We start from the raw sequence: 19,502 nt of genomic DNA on the forward strand, positions 1-19,502 counted from the left end.
AGTTAAGATTTTCTCGCCCTTCCCTTAAACGGAGGGGCTTAAAAAGGATTGCAGCACAATGGCTTACAGTACTTTTACCCAAACAAAGAATAACGCATTAAAAGAACCAATGTTCCTAGGTCAACCAGTGAACGTTGCGCGTTATGACCAACAAAAATTTGAGATTTTTGAAAAGCTGATTGAAAAACAGCTTTCCTTCTTTTGGCGTCCAGAAGAAGTCGATGTATCAAGCGATCGAATTGACTACAACAAATTGCCAGAGCATGAAAAACACATTTTCATCAGTAACCTGAAGTACCAAACGCTTCTAGACTCGATTCAAGGTCGTAGTCCGAACGTTGCTCTGCTACCGCTCGTGTCACTTCCAGAGCTAGAAACATGGATCGAGACATGGTCATTCTCTGAGACTATCCACTCTCGTTCTTACACGCACATCATCCGTAACATCGTGAACGATCCGGGTGTGGTTTTTGACGATATCGTTGAAAACGAACACATCCTAAAGCGTGCGAAGGACATCGCACACTACTACGATGATCTGATTCAAGCGACAAACGACTACCACCGCTTCGGTGAAGGTACGCACAACATCAAAGGCGAAGAAGTTAAAGTTAACTTGTACGACCTGAAGAAGAAGCTGTACCTATGTCTGATGTCAGTAAACGCACTAGAAGCGATTCGTTTCTACGTGAGTTTCGCTTGTTCGTTTGCGTTCGCAGAGCGTGAACTGATGGAAGGTAACGCGAAAATCATCAAGCTGATTGCTCGTGATGAAGCGCTGCACCTAACCGGTACTCAGCACATGATTAACCTGCTTCGTAACGGTCAAGACGATTTCTCATTCATGCAAATCGCTGAAGAATGTAAGCAAGACTGTTTCGACCTATTCAAAGAAGCGGCAGAGCAAGAAAAAGAGTGGGCAGAATACCTATTCAAAGACGGCTCTATGATCGGTCTTAACAAAGATATCCTGTGCCAATACGTTGAATATATCTCGAACGTTCGTATGCAGGCAGTTGGTCTTGATGCAGCTTATCCAGAAGCTACATCGAATCCAATTCCTTGGATTAACGCTTGGTTATCATCTGATAATGTACAGGTTGCACCACAAGAAGCAGAGATCAGTTCTTACCTTGTCGGTCAAATCGACAATGAAGTAAACGCAGACGACTTCGAGGGCTTCGAACTTTAATGCCAACCATTAAGATAAACTCTATCACCACTATAGAGTCTAACCCTTCAAACACAGTCTTAGAGACTATGGAGCAAGCAGGGTTAGAACCTGAATACAACTGTCGAGACGGGCACTGTGGCGCTTGCCGCTGTACACTGGTTTCGGGAGAAGTGGAATATGTAGGGTTTGCAATGGCATATACACAAGGTAATGAAATCCTGCCTTGTATTTGTCGAGCGAAAACTGATATCGAGCTCGACAATATTGCGCATCAAGTTAAGAAGCGAGCATAGCTCAAGTCATTCCCAAAACGGCTCTCCAGAGCCGTTTTTTATTGCTGCGGGTTTGAGCAGGTGTAGTCAGCGAGTGTGCAATTCCCTTCACTAAATCGTACAACATTAAAAATAACCCTTTACAAGGTGTTTTATAAGCCCCATACTGGCGCCGCTCTGTTGTTCAGAGTTATTAAATGAAATATCCAGTTGTAAAAGTAAAACTCTCAGAATCTCTTCGTTATTGTCGTCATCCTCAGTGTTTCCCTAAGCTTCATCGATACATTAAATAATTCCAGCCCATCAGCGCATCGCAACAATTTTAAATTTATATAAGGGACACATCATGTCTAACAAAGTAAACGGCACAGTAAAATGGTTTAACGAAGAGAAAGGCTTCGGCTTCCTAGCTCAAGAAAATGGCGGTGCTGACGTATTCGTTCATTTCCGTGCTATCGCATCTGAAGGTTTCAAAACTCTAGCAGAAGGCCAAAAAGTGTCTTTTGAAGTAGAGCAAGGCCAGAAAGGCCTTCAAGCTGCAAACGTTGTAGCTCTATAAGATTTTATTGATGAAAGCGGCATCATTAACCGCTTTCATCTTATCTTTTCACTTTGGATTTTAGAAAAAACTAGCAATAACCTCTCCTCTCAACGTTCTCGCTATACATTTCTCTATCAAGCAACACGCTCAAACATCCATCACTCTCTGATGGTATTAAATCTACAATTAGCATCATTATATTTAGGTAAATTATGTCTCGATCTATCGGCAGAAAACGCTTTTGGTTTTACCAAAACCGTGAATCCACTAAAAACACACAAAAATCCAAATAGGAGAAATATGAAAGTAACGTTTAAATCAATCAAAGATAATGTAACTTGGGTCTCTGAACCGCACCAACTAAACAGCGATATTTTGCTTAGACACTTTCTCACCAGAGCAAAAACCAAAGACCTAAATTTGGCGTTTAGTTACTGTGAATCTACTCATACTGGCACCATTACCAACGTCCATGACGAGCTAATCGGAAAGTTCTCACTACAGGCTTGATAATCAGTACCTTCACTACTAAGGCCAGTATCCATTGACCATCACTATAACTAATCATAAACACTATCCATCAACGTGCTTACCGCCTTCAGCACCTTGATAATATTGCGACTTTTATAGTGACTCTCTCGCCTTACTCACTCTCGTCACAACACTCAACCTTTATCACAGCAGTAATTTGATCAATCTTAGGTTAATGCGTATCCGTTGGCGGAGATAAAATCATTTTGATTTTCGCCCTTAACGTCAGATCTTTGCGTGATAAGTCATTTAGCATATCTTTCCATTCGGCAAAAGTAACCGTGATTGGATTGAAGCTATTAACTGGCTTACTGATTCCATAACGAACTTCTTCTACTTCAGGCTCAAAAGTCCCAAACATTCGATCCCAGATAATCAGAATTCCCGCGTAGTTTTTGTCTATGTATTGCGCGTTGACACCATGATGAACCCGATGGTGCGATGGGGTATTAATCACCCATTCAAGGGGCCCTAATCGACGTATCCATTGTGTATGAACAAAGAACTGTAGACCTAGATTCAGCAGCACTACAAATACCACCCATTTAGGGTCGAAACCTATAATGACCAGTGGCATCCAAAACAGCCACATTCCCGCTAGCGGGTACATTAAGCTCTGTCTAAATGCGGTACTGAAGTTCATATTCTCGGAACTATGGTGGACAACGTGAGCAGCCCACATCCAGCGAATGCGATGACTCGCTCGATGGAACCAATAGTAGAAAAAGTCTTGTAATACCATTAACGCCAAAAACATGCCTAATGACATCTTGATATCAAAAAGTTTCCAGCCAAACACTAGCAGGTATAGTTTGGCGATAAACAGCCCCGCAACGAGATCGGTAAGTTGATGAAGCCCAGCCAACGAGAAGTTACATGCCAATTCCTTTAGAGAGTACTGCGCAGAGCTTGGCAGGCGGTTTCCCCGTTGACCAAGCCAATACTCGAGCACCATCATAATGACAAATAAAGGAGCTAATACAATTAACAACCACTCCGGGTTTTGAACAAGTTTATCCATCATATTCCATTGATTCTTTGTTTGTATTTACCACTTTGCAAAGTGGTCTTCGGTTAATCCCATTACTTGCGAAAGTTGATACTCGCGACCTTCTTCATCCTTTACAACACCAGAAAAGTGGCCAATGAACTGGCGAAAATTACTTTTAAGTACCCAAAGATTGAGTTTTTCTTTACGAGCATTAAGCGGTTGAAAGGTCAAATCGACTCGCCCTTGGTCATCATAAATGCGCCAGTCAGAATCTGGTACTTGTCGGTCAAAATCAAACATTACACCCGCTAATAGACTACGCTTACCATTAACCCAAAGTACATTTTCAGTTACCCCCGTCTCGTTTACTCCAGCCGCGAGATTAAGACCAATTGTCACACCTTGAGCTTTACCGTTAATACTCGCCCAGCGCCAACTTGTTTCACGCCTCATAAAACCTGCTGAAAAGTCATACCCCCCTAGACAACTTTCCATCGGTTGCGTTTGACCACCTACCTTGAACTCTCCCCTCACATTCAATGCATTATGCTTTTGCGTATAAGTCCATCCGTTGTAGCCTGTAGGCGATGAAACCATTAGCGGTGTACTTTCTGCATCTCCGGCATCAAGCAATACGTCCAATTCGAACGCTTTACACTTAGCTCGAACCCGCCACTCTCCCTCTTCAATATCAAAACAAATCTGCCCTTGATTGAACTGTGCTTTCCCTTTCCAAGGCGACGCTGTGAGTGAATACCCTAATCCCACGGGACGCATCCAACTCTCTTCAACGAGTTGTTTTTTTTCAATGTCATAGAGATAGCAAAAACTGGTTCCAAGGTAGCGAATATCAGCGATCGCTATGCCTAAAACGTATTTTGAAGTAAAAATACTGACAAACTGAAACTGCTTGTAATGGAAATATTTAGCGAGTGAACTGCGTTCTCTATCCATTGTGGAATAGTAGCGAAAGCTGGCAATGTCTAGTGCTTCAGGAATGGATAAAAGATGACCGTAGTTAGGTTTACCATCTACTCCCATTAGCGATTTAATTTGTTGAACAGAAGGCGTATTCATTCTAGTACTTTCTCTTCTCATAGCCTTATTTAGGCCTTATTTTTGTTGGTTCACAAAGTGTGGGTTCGCAAAGTATGAGACAAGAATCGGCAACTGTGGACAAATTAGAGCAAAAGCACAAAATGGATCACAGAATCGTACAAATAAACATCAGAAAAAGAAAAGGCTGATCAAATTGATCAGCCTAAAGTAACTTGAATTGGGTCTCAGTCGACAGTCGACAATATTGAGTCTGCTGTACCCATAGAAACATGTTTGTCTGCAATGCGACGTCCACCATCATCGTAGAGCGAGATTCTAAAACCGTCATCAGACAGGATCTCTTCCATAGGAGCCTTCAACCACATAGCCGCTATATCACCGCATTTTTTGCTGAGTGCTTCGCCAAGCATAATCTGCTCATTGGCGATCTGATAAAACACTCTTATTCTTGATTGCTGGATCATATTTACCCCTCCTACACACCACCATTTTCAGGGTGAACATTGATTTTAATCAAATAAAAAGAAAGGGCTACTCTCAAAAATGAGAATTTGAAATTCCTGTTAGAGATCAGCTTATTGTGAGCTAGATCTAATTTTCATATATACATAACAAAATAGAATATAGGCACTATGTTGAATATTTATCTTAGTAGGATCAAGTTAACTGATCCGTTGGTAGAAATATCTCTTCGGTACGAGTAAGAAAGCCATAATCAGGGAACATTGGCTTATTATCTAGGTAACGTCTAAGCATATCTCCCGCCACCGTACTAATGACAGTTTTTACACTTTGAGAGCTGTAGCTTCGTTGCAGTTTTAGCGTCTGCCCCCATTCACCTTTGGGCGTTGAAAGCGCCACGGAGAACTCTCCACCTTCAAGCTTTCCTGTGGACAAGGCAATATCTGAACTGCAGTTGCTTTTTGTCGCTCCTGCTAGCGCTAGAGTGGCCCCCAACCTTTCACTGTCTCTATCAAGCGGCGATGCCGTTTTAGAGCCAAGTACCCATGTTGCCCCGCAATATTGCTCAATCTGTTCATTGTCTTGAAGCCAAGAGGCTAGGTAACCCTTGGTACCATGTTCAGATATAGCAATGGTTGGTTTGTGTAACTCAACCAAATGACCAATTCTGTCCAGCATAGGTTGATCGACACTGACAACATTACTATGCAAGAGCTTCTCTATCATCGAGAGCACTCTTGACCCTATTTCTAAATCGTCTGAAGGACCAAACAGTTTGACTTCGATAAAAGGAAGATAAGAACGATAGCCCAACTCATATTCCGGCGGTAGATTAAGACTTGAAAGCGTGTCTGCAATACCAGATTCCGATAGGCCAAACGTATATAAACGTCGGCATACCCTACCTTGTTGATTAGGGAATTCATGTTTTAAGTCAGGCAAAATCTGCTCAAGCGTCATTTTTTTGAATTCGCTTGGGACACCTGGAGTGAAGTAAAACAAGCAATCATTGATCATCATTTTGAAACCACATGCGGTGCCAATTGGGTTATCGACCACCACCGCGCCCTCTGGCAACATTGCTTGTTTGATATTGCTGTCAGGCATGGATTTACCGCGTTGAGCATAGAAGGCTTGAAGTGTTTTCAACCAACCTTGGTTCAAGACCAAAGATTGATCCGCGGCTTCCGCAGCTACTTCAGCAGTGAGATCATCAGACGTAGGCCCCAAGCCACCATTGACGATCACCACATCCAGATTCAAACTTAGCATGATCATTTCTTGTAGCAACTCAGCTCGCTGGTCACCTACTGTAGAGCGCTTCGACATGGAAAACCCATGCTCATAAAATACACGGCTGAGCCACGCGGCATTAGTATCAACAATATCGCCATACAATACCTCTTCACCAGTACTCAACATTGCAATTTTAGGCATGATCTCTCCTTGTAGGTTTTTTCATAAGGATGACATGAGTTATTGAAATAGCAATAGCGATTTCGTGGCAAATCATCCGATTAACGATGTTAACGCTGCTAGACTGTACGGTCTGTTTGTTCAGAGTTACAATAGTCGCCGATTTCAACAAATGGCGGACTTATGGCTGATTTAAAACAAACACTTCTCGACGCTGGGTTTGACCTCATTAGCGAACATGGATTCGCTGGCATTGGTATTATGAAGATCATTCAGCAAGCGAACGCAACGAAGGGCTCTTTTTACCATCATTTCAAATCGAAGGAAGATTTCGGCCGCCAGTTATTAGAAGACTATTTTGAAGACCATCTAAACACGCTCAGTCAATATCTAGAAGACAGCTCCATTGCCTTTGAACAGCGCGCGTTACATTACTTCGAGTTTTGGTCAGATTCAAAGGTGACAGAAGATTTTCGGATTAAATGTTTAGTCGTGAAATTGTCTGGTGAAATATCTGGGACATCATCAAGTATGCAAGTCGAACTGGATAACGGCGCTGAAAAAGTCATTAATCGCATGGCGGATTATTTCGCATCTGGTAACGAGCAAGGTCTGCTAGCTATAGAAAATCCATACATGGTCTCGCGAACGCTTTATGCCAAGTGGTTAGGTGCCACATTACTTTGCGCGATGCAAAAAGACCGAACGCATTTAGAGCAAGCCATGATGGAAACCAAGTTACTGATAAAATAAGGGCTGCAAGCAGCCCTTTAGTAAATTGAGTTAATGAACCACCATTTAGCGCCCTATTCCGGACGCATCCACCGCATCCGGCTCAAAAGTGACAGGAGGCCACTCTTTAAAGGTTTCTAAGTGTTGTTGTACCGCTGCCTGAGCTGGGCCAAATGCCCACATTTTCTTGCCCATCCAGTTGATGTACATACCAGACTCCTCGGCAGCACGCTCATAAGGATCCCGGCGTAGGTTGAAGAGCAGCGGTGCATTAAGCTCTTCCTTCGGTCCACTCCAGCCATGATTTTGCACCACAAAATGAGCTTTCCAATCACCAACGCGAACCGCTTGAAGTCTGTCACGTTCGTAGTAAATGATTTCTTTACGATTTGACGGTGCTAGTTCAGTGAGCATCGATATTTGATTGTAACCATCTAAATGCGCTTTAAAGCCTTCATACCCTGTCAGCATTTGTTGTTTGAGATCGCTTGGTCCACCTGCGGCTTCAACCAGCGTAGGTAACCAGTCCATACCATCAAACATCCCGTTGTGTATTTTTCCTGCTGGAATTTTACCTGGCCAGCTCACCAACAGAGGCGCACGGACACCACCTTCCCAAGTTGAGCCTTTTTCACCATGGAAAGGCGTCATTCCGCCATCAGGCCAAGTCATGATTTCTGGCCCATTATCCGCCGTAAAGATCACAATCGTGTTATCCGCTACACCCAACTCTTCTAATTTGGCAAGCATCTCACCGACATGATCATCGAGGTCTTTCATCACGACTTCTTGCAAGCCCCAACCGTTTTGTCCGAGCATAGCTTCGTACTCTGGAGACAAGTGAGTCCAAACATGGCCTCTTGAAGGGCAATACCAGGTGAAGAAAGGCTTGTCTTGTTTCACCGCATTTTCGATGAAGTTGATGGCATGTTTATTAACCTCATCATCTAAAGTACGCATGCGTTCGATGGTCAAAGGCCCGTCATCTTTGATGGTTTGTCCACCCTTGCCATCTGACTTGGAATGAATCACATTTCTTGGTGCGAATTTCTGGAACGCTTCGCCTTTTGGCCAATCAGGATCTTCAGTGTATTCCATCGCATTAAGATGGTATAACCAACCCCAATATTCATCGAAACCATTCATTGTTGGTAGCACTTCATCTCGGTCACCTAAATGGTTCTTACCAAACTGGCCAGTTGTATAACCTAAGGTTTTCAGTATTTCCGGTAGTGTCGGTGTTTCAGCATTCAGTCCTACTGGGCTACCTGGAAGACCAACAGTATGCATGCCGGTACGAACGGGGAACTGTCCGGTAATAAACGCAGAGCGTCCTGCTGTGCAAGAAGGCTGTGCATAATAGTCCGTCAGCAACATTCCTTTTTCAGCAATACTATCAATATTGGGCGTCTCACTACTCATTAACCCTCGATGGTAAGCACTTAGGTTAGAGATACCAATATCATCAGTAAAAATAACAAAAATGTTTGGTGGCTTTTCATTCGCATTCGCAAGTGAACTCAAGCCTAATAAACTCAGCACTAACCATTTCATTAATATACGGTGCATCCTGCCTCCTAATATATTCACGCGACTCGTTTGGTTTCAAAATCATCTTTTTTGAGAAGCACAATCCCTACTACTCCAAACCCTATTTCGAGGAGAAGATAAACGACTAACAGCCCATTTGGTATCCCATCGACGACCATGCTAATAGCACGACCTAAACCCAGCCCCCACATAAACACAATCAGACTTTGTAGTGCAGAACGCGCCATTTGCTGCGTCCCGAAAGCCCCCATAAGCCAATAAACCGCCAATGCAAGATAAAGCCCCATTACAGCGCGAAAGATATGACTCACATTAATCGGTGATGCATCAATATCAAACAGGAAAGGTAAGGTAATGCTAGGAACCAAGCCATACATTAAGGCAATAGGGATTAATCCAAGGACCGCCAATAACAAGAACTTTTGTGTATGCGTCATGTTGCTTCTCCTGTTTATTCTTACAGACTAGTTGCTGGTATCTATAAAGCAAATTTTCAGATTTAATAGAGTAAGTTAGCTCAAAGCCCTATCTGACTAAGTAAGCCTTGTAAATTGAGATGTGTACTAAGATTTAATGCATTGACTAGGCAATAACTCAAACCGCTCCAACACAAAATAGACAATGAAAGTAAAATAAAGGTAGTAATGTGACTTTGTCTGAGGCGCCTAGCGATTAAGGTGTAGAGTGGAATGCCAACCAGAACAGGAGCAAGTGTGGCCATAGTCTTATTACCATACCTTTTCCATGCGGTTACGAATCGCCTCAACTTAGGCCTGTAGGGCTGAAAATTCTTTCTCGCATAAAGGTAAAAGGAATATCGTCCTATAAACCAGCCGAAATAGCCTGCAATTAATGCCGGAACCACATTAAACAGCAACATCTCTGGATAACTAAAACCAACAAAACCTGCTAATGCGGGACCAGAATAGGTTTTCCAAATACTGAGCAGCGCCATGACCAAGCCGAGTAGTAAATAACTATCCATATTCTCACCCAATAGCTTTACATGTTGTTTTCGCAATTCCATTTAGCTCAAGTATATGCGTAATCACTGGGTCAACATGATGAAATATTTGTTGCCAACCTTGGCATAAGTAATTAAGTCCAGGGTTACCGTACTTATCTTTTATGATTCGGTTCTTTGGACACTCACCATGACAAGCAAACCTCACCTTGCACTCCAAACATTGTTTGGGCAACGCTCTTTGTTTCGCAAAACCAAAGGTCATTTGCTGTTTTGATAAAGCGATTGCCGCCAATGGCGTCTGCTCAATATTGCCAATTTTGTGTTCAGGATGAACATAGTGATCGCAGGCGTAAACATCGCCATTAGGTTCGACAGCAATGCCCTTGCCGCATATATCGCTTAGCGTACACATCGAACTCGGTTTACCCATCCAAATTCCGAAAAAGTTTTCAAAGTAAGGAATATGAACTTTGCCAAAATCTTGCTTCATCCATTCATCAAAAATGGTCGTTAAGAAGTCTCCCCATTGAGTCGGAGCGACACTCCAGCTTGTTGTTTGAGCGGATACAGGGATGATTGCAGCTTCAGAACACTGAGCCCATTTTATCTCTTCATCTCGGTCAACAACTGGGATAAATTGAATTTGTGATGGTTGAATCTCATCTCTTAAGAAGCGATACACCTCTAAAGGGTAATTTCCATTGACGTTGTTGACACATGTCAGCGTCGCAAAGTGTATACCATGACGCTTTAGATGTTCGGCGGCTTCAATCACCTTGCTAAACGTCCCCTGCCCGCAGCGGTTCTTGCGATATGTATTGTGAAGCTGTTCTGGGCCATCAATACTCAAACCTACGCTAAATGCGTGTTTCGCCAAAAATTGACACCATTTGTCATTGATTAACAGCCCATTGGTCTGAATATCATTCACTATCTTCACATAGGGTTTAGCGTATTTCGTTTGAAGCTCTACTATTCGTTCAAAATAACTAAGACCTAGCATCGTTGGCTCGCCACCATGCCAAGAGAAGACGATCTCTGGCGTGTTTTGACCTTGAATGTACTGGCGAATATAACGCTCTAGCATCTCATCACTCATCTTGTACGAGCGATTCTTGGGATACTCTAGTAGCTGTTGTTTATCCAGATAATAGCAATAGTCACAGTTAATATTACACACCGCTCCAATTGGTTTCGCCAACGCCTGAAACTTAGCATGAGGCTGACCTTGGTACTGAGGTACATTAAGATGATAGTGGGACATGGTGTGTTCCTCTTAAGAAAGTATCCAAACTGTTCAACATTTTTAAATGGATGAACTCGCCTCAATACAAACCGGTCAGTTTGCATTGAGGCGAAATTTTTTACTTCACGTTTTCAAATGGATTCCATTGTTCATCCACTGGTACGATACCCATTGTTTTTTCGTACTCTTTGTAAGCAGCTAACATTTGTTGGAACTGCTCAGGACGTTGGTGTTTCAGGTCTATCATTTCAGCAGGGTCTAACTTGGTGTTGTACATATGCCACTCACTGTCCCCTCCCATCCCTTTCGAAATTCGAATGATCTTAAAGTCCCCTTGAAGAAGAATGCCGCTGCCGAATAACTCGAACGCGATAGCATTGTCTTCGCTATGGACAGTCTCTTGCTCACCTTGTAGGTAAGGCATAATGCTTTGACCGCTCATTGGGGCCACTTTTCTGCCTTTATATTTACCGCCAGCGGGTTCAACATCGGCCACATCCAATATTGTGGCAGCGAGGTCTTTTACTTGAGCCAATTCATTAGTTTGAGTTCCGGCCTCCAGTGACTCCTTCTCTCCAAGGACACCTTTGGCAGGTTTGATGATCAGAGGAACACGTACTCCCCCTTCTGCTGTATACGCTTTAAACCAAGACAATCCACCAGTCGATGCACTTGCCCATTCTGGGCCCAATGAGACACTTGAGTCTGCGTTACCCAGATTTTCGGTACTATTGTCAAAGTGATAATCGGTCCAAGTACGAATCAGATCACTTACATTTTTCCCCGTAATATCCGTCGCTTCCGGACCGTTGTCTGCGAGATAGATAATATACGTATTGTCGTACTCACCTATCTTCTTCAAATAATCAGTTACCTGACCTATCTGCTGGTCTTGAAGCTCCATCATTCCCATAGCAATGGCCATTTTTTTGCCATACCATTGCTTTTGTTCATCTGACAGATCATCCCATGGTCTACTCAGTGAATTTCTATCGGACATCGTAGCGCTCTTTGGAATTACGCCCATCTGTTGCATTCGTTTAAAGCGGTCTTCTCGAACAGAGTCCCATCCGTGCTCTACGTAATAAGCAATCTTATCTTCAAACGATGCTTTAGGTGCTTGTAGTGGCAAGTGAATCGCTGTGAATGGTAAATAGGCAAAAAAAGGTTTTCCGGAGTCCTTATTACTATCAATCATGCTGATTAACTCTTCGGTATAACCTTGGTCTGAATACTCTCCCGGATACTTATCTTTTACTTGTTGACCATTTTGATAAGTCGGCTCGACCTCTACGCCGGGCATTTCACCTTTTTGCAACGCTTTTGCTGTTGCTTCATTTTTCGCCGGGAACATCATATCTCTATTGAAATGATTCGAACCGCCAGCCAAAATCCCGTAGCTCTGTTCAAAGCCACGATCATCCGGCAGGAAACCATCATCATGACCCAAGTGCCATTTCCCAGAAAGGTAAGTATGATAGCCATTATCACGAAGTAACGTCGCTACGGTTACGCCATCTTTAGTGAGGTAGCCTTCATAACCTGGCTTGCCAATAGCTGGCGGATAGACGGCATAGTCGAACGTGCCTAGCCCAACCTCATGACTGTTGGCACCCGTTAACATCATAGAGCGAGTGACAGATGACGTGGGTGAAGCGTGGAAGTTGGTAAATTTCACCCCCTCTTCAGCCAGTTGCATCAGGTTTGGTGTTGACACTTCAGAGCCATAAGGTTGCGTATCAGCAAATCCGACATCATCACCAACGATGAGTAAAATATTAGGTTTTTCCTGCGTAGCAAATGCATTTGGTGCACAAGAGGCTGCTATGGCCGTGCATAGGATAGTTTTGGAATTATTCATGGTTCACCCTTGTTTAGTGAGCACTTTGTGACATCCAATGGAGCATATCCAGTGCTCTAGGATGATTCTGTTCAGCGGCTTTGCCTATCCAGCTAACCGCTAGAGAATGATCTTTCTCGCCACCAGTCCCTGCTGCGTACATAAGACCAAGCTGTAATTGAGCGTCTGCATTCCCCTGAGTCGCTGCTCGTAATATCCATTTGCGTGCTTTTTCTTGAGTAGATTCAAGATATTCACCCTCAGATTCGACACCTTGCAGATAAAACATACCAATCTCGTACTGCGCCGCAGCGTCACCCGCATAACCGTTTTGAAACGCAGTACCAACATCACTAGATAAGGTATTTGGTGTGTCTGTTACGTACCCCAGGCATGCCGTCCCAATAAAAAGCAAACAGAGAAAGCTAAGCGACCAATTTTGAATGCGTTTATTCATAGTTTGACGCTAGTGTTGCAAGGTTGAGGCTTGTAAACGTATGGTTTTCTGCTCTTTCCAGTATGCTAACGTCCAAATCACAACGAACGTATCCATGGCTCCTGCAAGTAAAAAACCGGTAATATGAGGGCTGTTGTAGTTAAGCAGAAGAAGAATCACCATAAAGCCTTTCTCAACCGCAGAATAAAGCATGATGCTCTCTCTCCACTGAGGTTTGAAAGCCGCACCCACCATCATCACTCCCATCATGCCTACCATGACACCCCAGTGTTGATAGAACACAAAATCCTGCTCCAAATAAGGTAATTGCCCGATGTGAGTAATGGCCCATTGTGGGAAAAATGCATAAGCGAAAGCCGCCGCGGTCCCAATACCGGTAACCAATAGCATCTTGTTGACGTGTTGAGTAAAAAACATAGTTGCCTCCTAGTATTCAAAAAGTGAGGCACATCCCTATGCCGCAATGAGTAAGTTGGAAAATTAACAAGTAGTCTCGAGTATTGCGGTGACCTTTTCTTGAGCAATCGGGTAGAACTGGAAACTGATGTCTTTTTCTATCCCAGAGACAATCTGCGCTTTTTTGTTGTCATCTAGGTTCCATTTGGCAAAGCTCTGCGTCGCATTCACTAACGCCTGGAAAGCACGTAATGAATGTACAACCTCTTGGTGTTTTTCAGCGTCTGTTAAGCTAGGTGATATACCAAATACCGCTGCTAATTTGTTAATGCTTGGGAGGTAAAACTCTGGAAGCGCCTCAATCACCACTGGTAGTAAGACACTATTGGCATCACCATGTGGGATATGCGCTACCGCGCCAAATGCGTGCGCGCAGTTATGGATCGGTATGCCACCTAAAGACGAATAGAAAGCAGAAATAGCCATGGTACTTGCTTGCAGGAGCTCACAACGAGCCGCTACATTTTGCGGAGACTGAAGTACTTGCGGTAGGTTATTCAGTATCAAGCGACACGCCTGCGTCGCATAAGCATCAGTGAAGGTATTACTTAAAGGCGATGCCAGTGCTTCAATAGCATGGGTCAATGCGTCCATACCTGTAGATACTGTTAACGCTGCTGGCAAATTCACTGTCAGCTCAGGGTCTAAAACCGCAATATCGCACTCAAGTCCAGAGACGACTAAACTCGCTTTAACCTGCTCTCTGTCATTATAAAAAACCGCGATAGGCGATGCTTCTGCACCTGTCCCCGCCGTTGTCGGTACGCCTATATGAGGAATTGAAAACGGTTTTACATCAGGACCAACTTCAAGACGCCCACCACCTTGAATCGCATCACGGATATCATCAAGCTTATGTTCTAAACCATATTTGATACCTTTTGATGCATCGATAACGCTCCCCCCGCCAAGCGCCAAAATACTGTCTGCATTCACCTGTTTTGCAAATTCCAGAGCGCGATCAATATCCAAACAGCTCGCGTCCGCTTCAATATCGGTGTAAATCCCCGCAAGCTTCACCTTCTCTTCTGTCGAAAACAGCGATGCCAAACGCTCTACGAATCCCAATGACTCAAGGCCTTTATCGCTGACCAACAACACTCGCTGCGCCCCTTTCGCTTTAAACAGGGTTGGGATCGCTTCTATGGATGATGCACCAGAGTGAACGACGGTTCTAAGGTTGAAAGTAAAGTTATTCATAGTTGAATCTCCAATTAGTCAGTTATGCGCACAGTGTTTTTAGTACTGCACGTTTGAATTCGTTATCTTCAGGACCAAGTAATAAGCTGACATTGTGTTGCTCTGCATCGGTCGTCATCACCGTCTTGGCGTGAGAGAAAGTTAGGAAGCCTTCTTTACCGTGGTAAGCCCCTTTTCCAGACTCACCAATACCTCCAAATGGCGCATCATCGACCGCTAGGTGGAAAACGCAGTCATTAATACACATACCACCAGAGTGCACCTGATTAGCAACTTTGCGTTGCAATGAGTCATCTTCGCTCATCAGATAAAGTGCTAGGGGCCTCGGTCTCTCAGTAATAAAGTTAATTGCACCATCAATGGTGGAATAGGTGATGATCGGCAATAAGGGACCAAAAATTTCTTGAGTCATAACCGGTGATTGGAGAGATGGATTAACAATTAAGTGTGTCGCCATCAGTTGTCTTTCCACATCGAGCGCTTCTTTATGACAGGCAGTAACAAGAGACTCTGCCGCCAATTCACTGGAGAGCAAATCATGAAGACGTTGGAATTGACGCTGATTAATCAGACTAGTCATCGAGTCGCTGTTTACCCCTTGGGGAAACAGTTTTTGATAATGCTCGACATATGCCTTAACAAAAGCGTGCTGCTTGCCGTCGGGAATCAATACATAATCAGGAGCTACACATACCTGACCATTATTCAAACTCTTGCCATAAATAATGCGTTCCACAGCCATCTCAATATCAGCGTCATCCGCGACAAGAACTGGCGACTTGCCGCCAAGTTCTAAGGTGACTGGCGTTAGGTTTTCTGACGCAGCTTTCATGACCTTACGACCAACTTCTGTCGAGCCAGTAAAGAGCAAATGGTCGAATGGTAAAGAGGTGAACTGAGCAGCAATATCGGCCTCACCTTCAATGACGACAACCTCAGTATCGCTAAAGCAGCTTGCAAGCATTTCACGAATGACCGAATTGGTGGCAGGGGTGAACTCACTCAGTTTGATCATCGCCCTGTTACCCGCAGCAATCGCAGATATCAAAGGACCAATAGAAAGCATGACAGGGAAGTTCCAAGGAGTAACGATGCCGACAACTCCTTTAGGTTGATACACCACCTCTACAGTTGAGCTTGAAAGTAATGGGCCCGCGTCTCTCGGACATGGACTCATCCATTGCGCTAACTGGGATAAGGTGTGGTCAATATTACCAATACATGGCAAGACGTCGGCAACTAATGTGTCCTGTCGGCTTCTCTTTCCATAGTCTTTATCCAGAGCATCACAAAGCGCGTCACTGAATTGTTGCAACGACACTTTTAACGACGTAAGCACGGCAACACGAGCCTCATAGCTTGGCATTGGTTCACTTTGATAGTGCTTTTTTAATCGCTTGTGAATGAGTTTCAAATCATCAAAAGTCGTGTTTTGCATGGTTGTCCTCCTAAGAAAGTGATCACACAATAATCAAAACAAACCGGTCGGTCTAGCAATTAAATGTCAGAGAACTGTAAATTAGATCTGCGAAAGGGAGAGGTATTATGGCTAACTCTTTGTTGACCAAATAAAAACCATGAAAATTGTGCGCCTAACTACAGTTCAATAATCTTGTTTTGTTTTTAGAGTGAATACTTGACGTTCATCATGCGACCGACCTTTTTTAGATCTAAACTGGAGTTAACTATTCAAATAGTTGTTGGTTTTAAACCTGTGGAGGGAATCGTATGAGCAGCAGTACTTTCATTGTCAACTTTGTTGGCCAAGCTAGCCCAGCCACCATTAAAAACCTTGCATCAGTTACCCACGAAAACGGCGGTAAATGGCTGGTGAGCAAAGTGAATTTTATCGAAGACCATGTGGCCGCCGTCATAAAGGTCGAACTTCCTACGGACAATGTTCAAGCAGTCAAAAGCGCTTTCAGTGAACAGCAAGGATTATTAGTTCAAATCACCGATACCGAAGAGCATCGTCATGATCAAGAAAAGGTATTCCAGTTACGATTAGATGCTAACGACCGAGCCGGTATCGTTAACGAAATTACCCAGTTCTTAGATGGGCAAGATATCCGTATTCTAGATATGGACTGCCAGCGTGTATTTATCGCGGGGGGCGGTGGTATTGGTTCAAGCCTATTTACAGCAACAATGGCGCTCAAAATACCTGCAGCAATGCAAATTAAAGATGTGGCAAGTGAGTTAGAATCGTTGAGTGAAGATACGCGAGTGATTCTGGAATCATAAATAGATTTACTTAAGAGTTTGCCCTACTAAATCTTCCCCCTGCGCAGCAGGGGGAACTTATGTCTAAAAGACATTGGAAGAGAAAGTCTCCCTTACCTAGCTAAACTCGATTATCGCCAAAACCATAAGCAATGATTTGGCTGATTTCTGAAAGTGACCTACCCGACTCTTGGTGCCATTCCATAAATGCTTTGTTTGCAGCATTCATCGCACGTTTTGTGCCTCTACCCGAGTCAATGATATTGGTATTACGTAAATAACCTTCTACATCATTTGATAAAATAAAGGTGTCTACACCCAATTGTCTTAGCGCATAAGGTCCAGTATTTCCGCCAAGCCTTGCACCATGTTTTTTAAGGTGTGCCCAGAGTTCGACAATCGATTCTTTCGGCCAATCGGCAACCATTTGCGAAAAGGATTCGTGCTCGTAGCGAGCAGATTGGATCATCGAGGCATTAACTGGTATCGACATGACTTTAGTCATGTGACGAATGATTTTTGGGTCTTGGGCTTTTTGTTCCCACTGTTCTTCAGACAGCATCAGTAGCGGATCGATTCTGAATTGGAAAAAATGTTCTTCGAAGTTTGGCCATTTGTTTCTTACCACTTTCCACGATATTCCACTTTGGAACACTTTCATTGAAAACGCAGACAACCAACGATCTTCAGGAATAGCTGCCACTTCATCTCGGCTCAGAGGTTTGGAGACAATCGACTCAAGTCCTTGCTCACCACCTTTTCTATCTGCCGCTCTGGCGTAAATCGAATCGAATTTTTCCATATCTTTCCACTACCTACTAAGTTCTATTGAACCAGACATCTATTTTCACGTAATTAATAACTCAACACTATACTCTGTTGAACACACTTTCATAGATGTATTCAGGAACCTATTCTAGGACGGCGGCAATGAGACTCTAACTGTTACTGACTTTTCTACCATTTCAATCGCTAGCGGCGCAATATGGACTCGTCGAGTATCAAAACAAACAACACTGGATACGCGTCTCACAACAAAACCCAAGCCACTATGATCTGTTGTCTTCAAGACCATTTGATAATCCTTCTACCGTAAAAGTCATCACAGCCGATGAAGCAACGTTACTAGCCCCTATTACTCACGGTAGCGTTTACGCTGTCGGCCTCAATTTTCGCAGTCATGCAGGCAACTCTGGAGCTGCAAAGCCGGAGATTTTCTTCAAGTCTATCGACGCTGTTAGGTTGAGCGGTGCATTGTCATTTCCCGATGAGGCAAATAATGTTCATTTTGAGGGAGAGCTTGTCATTGTGATCGGCAAGACATGTCACGACACAAGCAATCAAAATGCGTTGAGTTGCGTGTTTGGGTACTTAGCGGGCAACGATTTGACGGAACGCAGTTGGCAAGGTCAAGATCTGCAGTGGTGGCGTGCTAAAGGTGCAACAGGTTTTGGTCCTGTATCTAACTTCATTACAACTAATGTCGATATCGGCAACCAAGAAATCGTTACGCGTCTTAATGGCAAAATCATGCAACAAGAAACACTGGCAAACATGATTCACAATGTCCCAACAATCGTTAGTTATATCAGTAAATACATTACGCTACGACCTGGTGATATGATTTTTGCTGGTACACCAGGTCGAACAAGAGCACTTAGGTCGGGTGATAACGTGTCGGTCACAATTGAAGGGATCGGACAGGTTTCCAACACCATAGAGTAGTCTTTAAACTAACTGGTATTCTAGGCCAAGCTTCTGATAGCTATCGATAACCTCTTGGCGTCGATAGCAAGAAACACTGTGATCATTGATTAGCCCTGCCGCTTGAAGGTGGGCGTAGATAATAGTCGACCCAACAAACTTAAAGCCGCGTTTCTTAAGGTCTTTACTTAACCGATCAGAGACCTCCGACGTGGCTGGATAATCTTCTAGCGTCTTAGGACAAGTTACTAATACCTTATTGTCGACAAACGACCAGATATAATTACAAAAGCTACCAAACTCTTTTTGTATCTCAATGAAATGCTGAGCGTTGGTGATAGTTGAGCTGATTTTCAATTTATTGCGAATAATCCCACTATCCTCCCGTAAACGACGTTCATCCTCTTCGGTAAAACGGGCTACTTTCTCTACATCAAAGTTAGCAAATGCGTTTCGATACCCTTCGCGACGTTTTAAGATGGTATACCAACTCAATCCTGCCTGAGCGGATTCCAACACTAGATACTCAAACATAGTTTGATCGTCTAGTACGGGGACACCCCACTCTTTATCGTGATATTCCACATAATCTTGCTTGGTTTCATCAAGCCATGGGCATCGTTTGCACATCGAATTCATCTCTCCTTAATGGATAAAGGTATTTGGGAGCATTACGCTGC

The 19,502-nt window shown here is 43.6% G+C and carries 22 protein-coding genes; 7 read left to right on the forward strand and 15 right to left on the reverse strand.

From position 1 onward, the window contains the following. Positions 1–58: 58 nt before the first annotated feature. From nrdB to OH456_RS07940, 4 genes are all read left to right on the forward strand, one after another. A complete protein-coding gene (nrdB, locus tag OH456_RS07925; protein ID WP_006073932.1) occupies positions 59–1,192 on the forward strand; it encodes a class Ia ribonucleoside-diphosphate reductase subunit beta in 1,134 nt (377 codons plus the stop codon). Continuing rightward, positions 1,192–1,467: a class I ribonucleotide reductase maintenance protein YfaE gene (gene yfaE / locus OH456_RS07930; protein WP_006073928.1), complete on the forward strand. Its 276-nt coding sequence runs from the start codon at positions 1,192–1,194 to the stop codon at positions 1,465–1,467. The genes nrdB and yfaE overlap by 1 nt, the downstream gene beginning before the upstream one ends. A 325-nt stretch (positions 1,468–1,792) precedes the next feature. After that, on the forward strand, positions 1,793–2,005 hold the full coding sequence (gene cspE, locus OH456_RS07935) for a transcription antiterminator/RNA stability regulator CspE (RefSeq protein WP_006073927.1): 213 nt from the start codon (positions 1,793–1,795) through the stop codon (positions 2,003–2,005). Between the two features lie 282 nt (positions 2,006–2,287). Further along, positions 2,288–2,497, forward strand: a complete 210-nt coding sequence (locus OH456_RS07940; protein ID WP_038222859.1) for a hypothetical protein — start codon at positions 2,288–2,290, stop codon at positions 2,495–2,497. 193 nt (positions 2,498–2,690) lie between these two features. Here the strand turns inward: OH456_RS07940 and OH456_RS07945 are convergent, their stop codons facing one another. From OH456_RS07945 to OH456_RS07960, 4 genes are all read right to left on the reverse strand, one after another. Further along, positions 2,691–3,542 carry a sterol desaturase family protein gene (locus OH456_RS07945; RefSeq protein ID WP_443088384.1) on the reverse strand — a complete coding sequence of 284 codons (852 nt, stop codon included), beginning with the start codon at positions 3,540–3,542 and terminating at the stop codon, positions 2,691–2,693. Positions 3,543–3,566: 24 nt separating this feature from the next. Then, positions 3,567–4,586, reverse strand: coding sequence for a DUF2804 domain-containing protein (locus OH456_RS07950; protein ID WP_240206668.1), 1,020 nt, complete (start codon positions 4,584–4,586; stop codon positions 3,567–3,569). A 206-nt stretch (positions 4,587–4,792) separates the two neighbouring features. Beyond that, positions 4,793–5,032 (reverse strand): hypothetical protein, encoded by a 240-nt coding sequence (locus OH456_RS07955; protein WP_006073920.1) that lies wholly within the window; start codon positions 5,030–5,032, stop codon positions 4,793–4,795. Between the two features lie 193 nt (positions 5,033–5,225). After that, positions 5,226–6,467, reverse strand: a complete 1,242-nt coding sequence (locus tag OH456_RS07960) for a CinA family nicotinamide mononucleotide deamidase-related protein (protein WP_270033227.1) — start codon at positions 6,465–6,467, stop codon at positions 5,226–5,228. A gap of 162 nt (positions 6,468–6,629) precedes the next feature. Between OH456_RS07960 and OH456_RS07965 the strand changes: the two genes are divergently transcribed. After that, positions 6,630–7,199: a TetR/AcrR family transcriptional regulator gene (locus OH456_RS07965; RefSeq protein WP_006073917.1), complete on the forward strand. Its 570-nt coding sequence runs from the start codon at positions 6,630–6,632 to the stop codon at positions 7,197–7,199. Between the two features lie 45 nt (positions 7,200–7,244). Here OH456_RS07965 and OH456_RS07970 read toward each other — a convergent pair whose 3' ends face one another. The 9 genes from OH456_RS07970 to OH456_RS08010 form a co-directional block, all read right to left on the reverse strand. Then, positions 7,245–8,747, reverse strand: coding sequence for an arylsulfatase (locus tag OH456_RS07970; protein ID WP_423250082.1), 1,503 nt, complete (start codon positions 8,745–8,747; stop codon positions 7,245–7,247). A 17-nt stretch (positions 8,748–8,764) separates the two neighbouring features. Then, positions 8,765–9,166: a DUF4345 domain-containing protein gene (locus OH456_RS07975; RefSeq protein ID WP_124940974.1), complete on the reverse strand. Its 402-nt coding sequence runs from the start codon at positions 9,164–9,166 to the stop codon at positions 8,765–8,767. An 80-nt stretch (positions 9,167–9,246) separates the two neighbouring features. After that, entirely contained in the window at positions 9,247–9,714 is a 468-nt protein-coding gene (locus OH456_RS07980) for a hypothetical protein (protein ID WP_270033228.1), read from the reverse strand. Positions 9,715–9,718: 4 nt separating this feature from the next. Then, positions 9,719–10,960 carry an anaerobic sulfatase maturase gene (locus OH456_RS07985; protein WP_006073910.1) on the reverse strand — a complete coding sequence of 414 codons (1,242 nt, stop codon included), beginning with the start codon at positions 10,958–10,960 and terminating at the stop codon, positions 9,719–9,721. Between the two features lie 100 nt (positions 10,961–11,060). Then, positions 11,061–12,803, reverse strand: a complete 1,743-nt coding sequence (locus OH456_RS07990) for an arylsulfatase (RefSeq protein WP_236109728.1) — start codon at positions 12,801–12,803, stop codon at positions 11,061–11,063. Positions 12,804–12,816: 13 nt separating this feature from the next. Then, positions 12,817–13,239: a tetratricopeptide repeat protein gene (locus OH456_RS07995; protein WP_270033229.1), complete on the reverse strand. Its 423-nt coding sequence runs from the start codon at positions 13,237–13,239 to the stop codon at positions 12,817–12,819. A 9-nt stretch (positions 13,240–13,248) separates the two neighbouring features. Beyond that, entirely contained in the window at positions 13,249–13,656 is a 408-nt protein-coding gene (locus tag OH456_RS08000) for a hypothetical protein (protein WP_088877063.1), read from the reverse strand. A 63-nt stretch (positions 13,657–13,719) separates the two neighbouring features. After that, positions 13,720–14,895: an iron-containing alcohol dehydrogenase gene (locus OH456_RS08005; protein ID WP_270033230.1), complete on the reverse strand. Its 1,176-nt coding sequence runs from the start codon at positions 14,893–14,895 to the stop codon at positions 13,720–13,722. A gap of 22 nt (positions 14,896–14,917) precedes the next feature. Beyond that, positions 14,918–16,333, reverse strand: coding sequence for a coniferyl aldehyde dehydrogenase (locus OH456_RS08010; RefSeq protein WP_270033231.1), 1,416 nt, complete (start codon positions 16,331–16,333; stop codon positions 14,918–14,920). A gap of 290 nt (positions 16,334–16,623) precedes the next feature. Between OH456_RS08010 and OH456_RS08015 the strand changes: the two genes are divergently transcribed. Next, positions 16,624–17,139 (forward strand): glycine cleavage system protein R, encoded by a 516-nt coding sequence (locus OH456_RS08015; RefSeq protein WP_006073901.1) that lies wholly within the window; start codon positions 16,624–16,626, stop codon positions 17,137–17,139. Between the two features lie 100 nt (positions 17,140–17,239). Here the strand turns inward: OH456_RS08015 and OH456_RS08020 are convergent, their stop codons facing one another. After that, the gene (locus OH456_RS08020) at positions 17,240–17,920 is read right to left on the reverse strand and encodes a DNA-3-methyladenine glycosylase I (RefSeq protein ID WP_031493125.1); all 681 of its coding nucleotides are present in this window, start codon (positions 17,918–17,920) and stop codon (positions 17,240–17,242) included. Positions 17,921–18,177: 257 nt separating this feature from the next. Between OH456_RS08020 and OH456_RS08025 the strand changes: the two genes are divergently transcribed. Beyond that, positions 18,178–18,843 (forward strand): fumarylacetoacetate hydrolase family protein, encoded by a 666-nt coding sequence (locus OH456_RS08025; RefSeq protein ID WP_270033232.1) that lies wholly within the window; start codon positions 18,178–18,180, stop codon positions 18,841–18,843. A gap of 3 nt (positions 18,844–18,846) precedes the next feature. Here the strand turns inward: OH456_RS08025 and OH456_RS08030 are convergent, their stop codons facing one another. Then, a complete protein-coding gene (locus OH456_RS08030; protein ID WP_006073897.1) occupies positions 18,847–19,452 on the reverse strand; it encodes a DNA-3-methyladenine glycosylase I in 606 nt (201 codons plus the stop codon). Positions 19,453–19,502: the final 50 nt, after the last annotated feature.

Source organism: Vibrio sp. La 4.2.2 (assembly GCF_027586995.1).
In the GTDB taxonomy this organism is placed as follows: domain Bacteria; phylum Pseudomonadota; class Gammaproteobacteria; order Enterobacterales; family Vibrionaceae; genus Vibrio; species Vibrio mediterranei.